General features: G+C 37.0%; 8 protein-coding genes. 1 reads left to right on the top strand and 7 read right to left on the bottom strand.

The genetic code is table 11. The features are described from left to right. Window positions 1-251: 251 nt before the first annotated feature. Together ACIQ2D_RS21700 and ACIQ2D_RS21695 are read right to left on the bottom strand one after the other, a co-directional pair. Entirely contained in the window at window positions 252-710 is a 459-nt protein-coding gene (locus ACIQ2D_RS21700) for a 2-thiouracil desulfurase family protein (protein ID WP_402867379.1), read from the bottom strand. A gap of 99 nt (window positions 711-809) precedes the next feature. Then, complete coding sequence (locus ACIQ2D_RS21695; RefSeq protein WP_402867378.1) at window positions 810-1547, bottom strand: hypothetical protein; 738 nt, start codon at window positions 1545-1547, stop codon at window positions 810-812. A gap of 248 nt (window positions 1548-1795) precedes the next feature. Between ACIQ2D_RS21695 and ACIQ2D_RS21690 the strand changes: the two genes are divergently transcribed. Beyond that, window positions 1796-2248 carry a GNAT family N-acetyltransferase gene (locus tag ACIQ2D_RS21690; protein WP_402867377.1) on the top strand — a complete coding sequence of 151 codons (453 nt, stop codon included), beginning with the start codon at window positions 1796-1798 and terminating at the stop codon, window positions 2246-2248. 96 nt (window positions 2249-2344) lie between these two features. On the opposite strand, the gene ACIQ2D_RS21685 is transcribed toward ACIQ2D_RS21690, so the two are convergent. From ACIQ2D_RS21685 to ACIQ2D_RS21665, 5 genes are all read right to left on the bottom strand, one after another. Next, window positions 2345-2842: a CcdC family protein gene (locus ACIQ2D_RS21685; RefSeq protein ID WP_402867376.1), complete on the bottom strand. Its 498-nt coding sequence runs from the start codon at window positions 2840-2842 to the stop codon at window positions 2345-2347. 19 nt (window positions 2843-2861) lie between these two features. Next, the gene (locus tag ACIQ2D_RS21680; protein ID WP_402867375.1) at window positions 2862-2984 is read right to left on the bottom strand and encodes a hypothetical protein; all 123 of its coding nucleotides are present in this window, start codon (window positions 2982-2984) and stop codon (window positions 2862-2864) included. Between the two features lie 59 nt (window positions 2985-3043). After that, a complete protein-coding gene (locus tag ACIQ2D_RS21675; protein ID WP_402867374.1) occupies window positions 3044-3412 on the bottom strand; it encodes a response regulator in 369 nt (122 codons plus the stop codon). A gap of 47 nt (window positions 3413-3459) precedes the next feature. Continuing rightward, on the bottom strand, window positions 3460-4170 hold the full coding sequence (locus ACIQ2D_RS21670; protein WP_402867373.1) for a cytochrome c biogenesis CcdA family protein: 711 nt from the start codon (window positions 4168-4170) through the stop codon (window positions 3460-3462). A gap of 322 nt (window positions 4171-4492) precedes the next feature. Continuing rightward, window positions 4493-6535, bottom strand: a 2043-nt coding sequence (locus ACIQ2D_RS21665; RefSeq protein WP_402867372.1) for a pyruvate carboxylase, incomplete at its 5' end; no start/stop codon positions are given.

Genomic DNA, 6535 nt, shown 5'->3' with positions numbered 1-6535 from the left:
ACAAAATTAAACAGCCAGTCTCCGGTAAAATACCGTAAACTGGCTGTACAATAAGGTGTTTTCTTATTGTCTCAAAAAAGACAGGCAGTGCCTTTTGAGAGATGTGTTTTTTTAGAAAACCATTTTACTTTACATTTCCATTCCAAACAACAAAAGAATAAGCCCAACTTAGAGCTTGAGCATAGGTAGTTGCTATAAAGATTAATAATAAAAATAACTATATAATTCTCTTCATAACAGATTCAACTTAGTTATTTTTTATTTCCAATATATCGTTCTTCTGATAATAATTGTAAACCATTTCTTTTAAGTAAAGCAGAAGTAACTCCATTTCCCACAATTTTCTTCCCTTGAAATTCACCATTGTAAATCATTAAACTGCCACAAGATGGACTACTCTCCTTTAGAATAACTATTGTTGCATTTATTTTTTCAGCTTTTTCTAAAGTAGCATGAGCTCCTTTTATGTAAAGTTCAGTTACATCTTTACCAGACTTTTCAACCACTCTAGCCTTTCCATCAAGTACATCATTCCCGTCCCCGCCTACTATTTCAGCAGGTTCTCTGGGAGTTGAAAATCCTCCCAGTAATTCTGGACATATTGTAATCGCTTTATTTTCTTCGACTAATTTACGTATCGTATTATTAAGACTATGCGTTCCGTTATACCTTACCTCTAACCCTGCTAAACACGAACTCACTAACATCATGAACTAACACACCTTTCATTTCATTCTTTATTGAATACACTTGCTCTTGTTATTGAATTGTCTCCATTAGATACCGAATAAATCGAATAGAACAGTTTGTTACTCTTTTACCTTTCTGATAGGAAAATAGATAATTATTAGTATTACGCCAAATAAGAGCGTTAACAGTGGGAACAAAATTGGGAAGAAAATAGATGGGTACATATGCCAAGCATCTGTATAATATCCAACTGACATTGGTGAAGTACCACTACTATTTAGCACATGCGTTTGTATGGCATTTCGATTATTTTGACTAAAAGTTTCGCTCTCAATATGCCCTTCTTCATCTATTGCGTGTAATGTATATTTTATATCCACTAATGGAGAAGTTAAATTTATAATATTTACCCCATTTTCATTTATAATCTCGTCTTTTGTGTTTCTCAATATTACATACAATTTTCTCTCTTCTTCTTTTTTATCGAATAAGACGATAAATGAAATGTTTCCGTGATATTTCTGTATGCCTTCATGTTTCGCTCGTATTGGATAATTCTCCAAAGTAGCTAGTTTCTTGCCGTTTACAATGATAGTTAGATTTGCTATAGAGATATCATTATCCCAAAGGTCAGTATAATTTCCTTCCTCGATAATCGTTTCGTCAATTTCCACATTGTGGTTCAAAACTGTAAATTTTTGTGTAGGAGGAGGGTAGCTGTTGCTAAGGACATCCATTTCATAGCGATTATACATTTCTTGTGTATGGATTTTCTCCTTAATCATTTTGATACTTAATGGAAGTGCACTTAGTAACAAGATCATTCCTAGTGAAAACAAAATCATTCTTTTCTTCATCTAATTCTCCCACCCTTTAATTTAGGAAGTAATTTTCATGTTTCAATATCTTTTCTTCAATAAACCAGTATTATTCACTCTATAGGCACTTATTATGGAGCTAAACAATTTTAAGTAACAGGAATATTTTAACTATTAAATTCTATTTTATCATATAATTAACATATCAGAACCTACAGAAGATTTGAATTCTATGTTTCGCAATCTACCATCGTGTTGATAAAGTTTATATAAAGGGGAGTTAAATAATGGAATTAGAAACGCAAAGACTAAAAATCATCTCTTGTACAGAAGAGTCATTTTCTATTATTTCTACAACAAAAGAATATGAATTTGGTCCTCATATAATTATGTTTTTAGAGAAACTAACAGAGGATCCTTCTCTATCAGGTTGGGGTGTTTGGTTTGTTATAAAGAAGGAAAATAACACTATTATCGGTGATATAGGATTTAAAGGAAAGGCAAGTTCAGAAGGAATTGTTGAAGTAGGGTATGGAATTGTTCCTGCAGCACAAGGTAAAGGCTATGCAACTGAAGCAGTAAAGGAAATTATCCAATGGGCGTTTTCACACGGAAATGTAAATAAAGTAGTCGCTGAATGTAAAGATAATAATTTTGCATCTATTAGAATATTAGAAAAGTTGCATATGAATAAAATAGCTTCAGAAAATAATATGCTGAAATGGAAATTAGAAAAGTAGTTCCTATTTCTGATTAAAAAAGCAATTGGAATAAACTTATTCCAATTGCCTTTTTTCTACAATTTAGCTGTAACGATTGCTAGTAGTTGTCTCACATTACGCTTTCTTAGCAGGAATTGTTTTCTTCACCTTTTTAAATTGTACAAGCATGGCGATACGCCAAGGTACAAGCATCGCGAATGCTAAAATCCAGAACATACCTGCTAATTCACCGACGTCTATGGAGTTACTTAATACCATCTTAGCTACGATGCGGAATACTAATAGCCCTCCTAAAATGAAGACAAATGCTTTTGAACGTTTTAAGTAAATATCTTCGCCTTTTACTTCGAATTTTGAAGTGGCAATTAAAATTGTCGAGCATAGCACCCCTACAATAGTTGCCTCTAAAATTTGCATTGGATGTACTCGAAATTGTTCAAATACAAACATTAATGCACCAGAAGACATTGCTATCGGTGGAATGATAATTTTCTTCTCATTTGTAGGCATTTTGGATGCTTTCATACGTACAAACATCACAAAGATACCCATTACAATAGCCATTACAGTAGAACCTATTAAATAATATTGAGAAGGTATACTACTAAACATAAAAATCCTCCTCTACTTATCAATTTCGCATCGGCGTAATTGCATCCAGATTTTTTCGAGCTTGCTCGATAAATTCCCCTTCAAAATCTGCTGCTGTCACTTCGCTAATGCTACGTTTTCGCGCACCAAACATTTGTGACATTCGCCGGAGGCTACACATTATTCAGTAGCAGTTTGTAACTCCTGCTGAATAATGTAAAATTAACTATGCTGACCAACTAATTGATCGGCAGCAGCTTTTAACTTTTCTGGCTCAAAAGGTTTCGTAATAAAATCCTTCGCACCACTCTCAATGGCATCTAGGATTAACTTTTGTTGGCCCAACGCAGTAATCATAATAATTTTCGCGTTTGGAAATTCTGGAATAATCTCTTTTACAGCAGCAATACCCGTCATGACAGGCATCGTGACATCCATCGTCACTAAATCTGGTTGTAATTCTCGATACATAGCCACAGCTTCCTTACCATTTACTGCATTTCCAACAACCTCATATCCCCATTCACTAAACATATTACTAATTGTAACACGCATAAATAACGTGTCATCTACTACTAAAACTGTTGGCACGAATCCAACTCCCTTGCACTAAAAATGTATGACTTTAGTCTAGCAGATTAGAAACCTGTAAAATCACCAAAAATCGGCTGTACTAAGCGTGTAATATACGTTAAGCCATCAAAGAATAATAATACCCCAACAGCAATCATGACATAACCGCCAATTTTAACAATTTTTTGACTATGCGTACGAATCCAACTCATACGAGCGATGAAGAAAGATAATATGAAGAACGGAATCGCGAATCCTAAAAAGTAAGCAAACATATAACTAAAGCCTGAGCTAGGATTTGCGCCTGCTAATGATATAATCGACATTAATATTGGACCTGTACAAGGTGTCCAACCAGCCGCAAATGCTATACCAATTAGTACCGAACCGAAATAACCAGAAGGTCGGCTTTTAAATTGGAATTTACGATCTTTCATCAAGAAATCAATTTGTAGTAATCCCACAATCATTAAACCAAAAACCACGATCAAAATAGCGCCAACTTGACGTAATAATGTTTGATAGTTTAGGAAAAATTCTCTTGCTAATGATGCACCAAGACCAATCATAATGAAAATAATTGAGAACCCTAGTAAAAAGAATAGTGTGTGCAAAATTGCTCGCTTTTGCATCATTCCTCGTTCAGATTTCAGCTCATCTAGTGACATACCTGTTATGTATGATAAAAATGCCGGATACAGCGGGAGTGTACACGGTGAGATAAAGCTTAAAAAACCAGCACCAAATGCCAGAAATACATTAATATCAGTTCCCATATTTTCTTCTCTCCTTACAGTTACTGCCTACATCGTACCAAAAAAGAAGGAAAAATGCCCCCTTCTTGCCTGTGAACGTTTCATGTCGAAATTGTGTATACACAATTAAGTAAGAAAGCGTCTTACGAAGGTTCTTCTGCATTATGCGCTTGACTTTATTTTTTTGTCAATGGAATATGCAACAATCACAAAAAACAGGAGCGACTCAATTAAAACTTGAGACGCTCCTGTTCAGCGTGTAAGCATAACCACTCTATCTATTTTTATTTCAAGCTAAATGGTTAATTCTTTCCCGGGCAATATTTTTATAATTCTGACAATATCATTCTATTTCAATTAAAAGATCTCCTGTTGAAATGGCATCGCCTGCAGTCGTATAAACTTCTTTTACTACTCCATCTTTTGGTGCCTGTACTGTCGTTTCCATCTTCATCGCCTCTGTAATCAGTAGGTGGTCCCCGCGTTTCACTTGGCTACCTTTTGAGACAACGACTTTTAATACAGTTCCAGGCATCGTTGCGCCGATTTGGTTTGGATTGCTTGGATCAGCCTTCATTGCAATGCTGCCATCCACTTCCACCGTCATATCTTGGATAACGAGTTCACGTGATTGACCGTTTAACTCGAAGTACATCACACGTGTGCCATCGTGCTGCGATTCGCCAATGGATACAAGCTTAATGATAAGCGTTTTGCCTTTTTCGATTTCCACTTCGATTTCTTCGCCTAATTTTAAGCCATATAAGAACGTCGGTGTATCTAATACGGAAATGTTTCCGAAGTTATCAAGTGTTTTTGCATATTCCTCAAACACTTTCGGATATAGCGCATAGGCTAACACATCTTGTTTCGTCACAGAACGATTCAGTTTCTCTTCTAGTATCATTTCAAGCTGTTCAAAATTCACTGGCTCTAACAGCTCACCAGGACGAACTGTGATCGCTTCACGATCCTTTAAGACCACTTTTTGTAATTCTTGTGGGAATCCGCCATGTGGTTGCCCTAAATAGCCCTGGAAGAACTCAATCACCGAGTCTGGGAAGTCGATTGTTTGCCCTCTCGAAATCACTGTTTCCTCATCCAAGTCATTTTGCACCATAAATAATGCCATATCGCCGACTACTTTTGATGATGGCGTTACTTTGACGATATCACCAAATAGTAGATTCACGCGAGAATACATGTGCTTCACTTCATCCCAACGATCGCCTAGTCCTACTGCTTTTGCTTGTTGCTGTAGGTTACTGTACTGACCGCCCGGCATTTCATGAACATAAATTTCAGAATGCGGGCTATTCATGCCACTTTCGAAATCTTTATAGTATTTACGAACATCTTCCCAGTAGTATGATAGATTTTCAAGCGATGCAATATCCGCACGTACCTCGCGTTTGCCGCCCTTCATCGCGTAATACAGTGAGTTCGCGCTTGGTTGTGATGTTAAACCAGCCATTGAACCGAGTGCTGTATCGACGATATCCACGCCTGCTTCAATTGCTTTTGCATATAAATAAATACCATTCCCGCTCGTATCATGCGTATGCAAGTGAATTGGTAGATTTGTAGATTCTTTTAGCTCAGAAATTAAACGATACGCAGCTTCTGGTTTCAATAAGCCCGCCATATCTTTAATCGCTAAAATGTGTGCACCTGTTTGTTCTAGCTCTTTCGCCATATCTTTATAGTATTGCACTGAATATTTCGCACGTGAATCATCTAAAATATCACCTGTGTAACAGATTGATGCTTCTGCGATTTTGCCTGATTGACGTGCGGCATCAATCGCCACTTCCATGCCTTTAATCCAGTTTAAGCTATCGAAAATACGGAACACATCAACACCTGAAGACGCCGATTCTGCGATAAATTCACGGATTAAATTGTCTGGGTAGTTCGTGTAGCCGACTGCATTCGCCCCGCGTAATAACATTTGGAACAATACGTTTGGCACTTGTTCACGTAATTTTGCTAGACGCGCCCATGGATCTTCTTTTAAGAAACGGTAAGCTACGTCAAATGTTGCCCCGCCCCACATTTCTAATGAGAAGTAGTTATGCATCATGCGCGCTGTTTCATCTGCAATATCGAACATATCTTGTGAACGAACACGCGTCGCAAGTAAAGATTGATGCGCATCACGGAATGTTGTATCTGTTAACAGCACATCTTCTTGCGCTAAAATCCATTTCACTAAACCGTCCGCACCTTGTGTGTCCAAAATTTGTTTTGTCCCCGCCGGAGGTACGATCAATTTATCAACGTTTGGAATACTTGGCTGAGAGAAAATTGGCTTAGCTTTCTTTTCTACGCCTGGGAAGCCGTTTAAAGTTACATTCCCGATGTAACTAAGTAACTTTGTTCCACG

This window comes from Lysinibacillus sp. NPDC097287 (assembly GCF_044761695.1).
In the GTDB taxonomy this organism is placed as follows: Bacteria; Bacillota; Bacilli; order Bacillales_A; family Planococcaceae; genus Lysinibacillus.
The sequence above is the reverse complement of the archived record's forward strand: the minus strand, read 5'-3'. Positions and strand labels throughout refer to the sequence as shown.

Coding starts and splice junctions, on each gene's coding strand:
- ACIQ2D_RS21685 (WP_402867376.1), bottom strand. CDS start 2,842: ATGTTTAGTAGTATACCTTCTCAATATTATTTAATAGGTTCTACTGTA.
- ACIQ2D_RS21695 (WP_402867378.1), bottom strand. CDS start 1,547: ATGAAGAAAAGAATGATTTTGTTTTCACTAGGAATGATCTTGTTACTA.
- ACIQ2D_RS21690 (WP_402867377.1), top strand. CDS start 1,796: ATGGAATTAGAAACGCAAAGACTAAAAATCATCTCTTGTACAGAAGAG.
- ACIQ2D_RS21700 (WP_402867379.1), bottom strand. CDS start 710: ATGATGTTAGTGAGTTCGTGTTTAGCAGGGTTAGAGGTAAGGTATAAC.
- ACIQ2D_RS21680 (WP_402867375.1), bottom strand. CDS start 2,984: ATGTCACAAATGTTTGGTGCGCGAAAACGTAGCATTAGCGAAGTGACA.
- ACIQ2D_RS21670 (WP_402867373.1), bottom strand. CDS start 4,170: ATGGGAACTGATATTAATGTATTTCTGGCATTTGGTGCTGGTTTTTTA.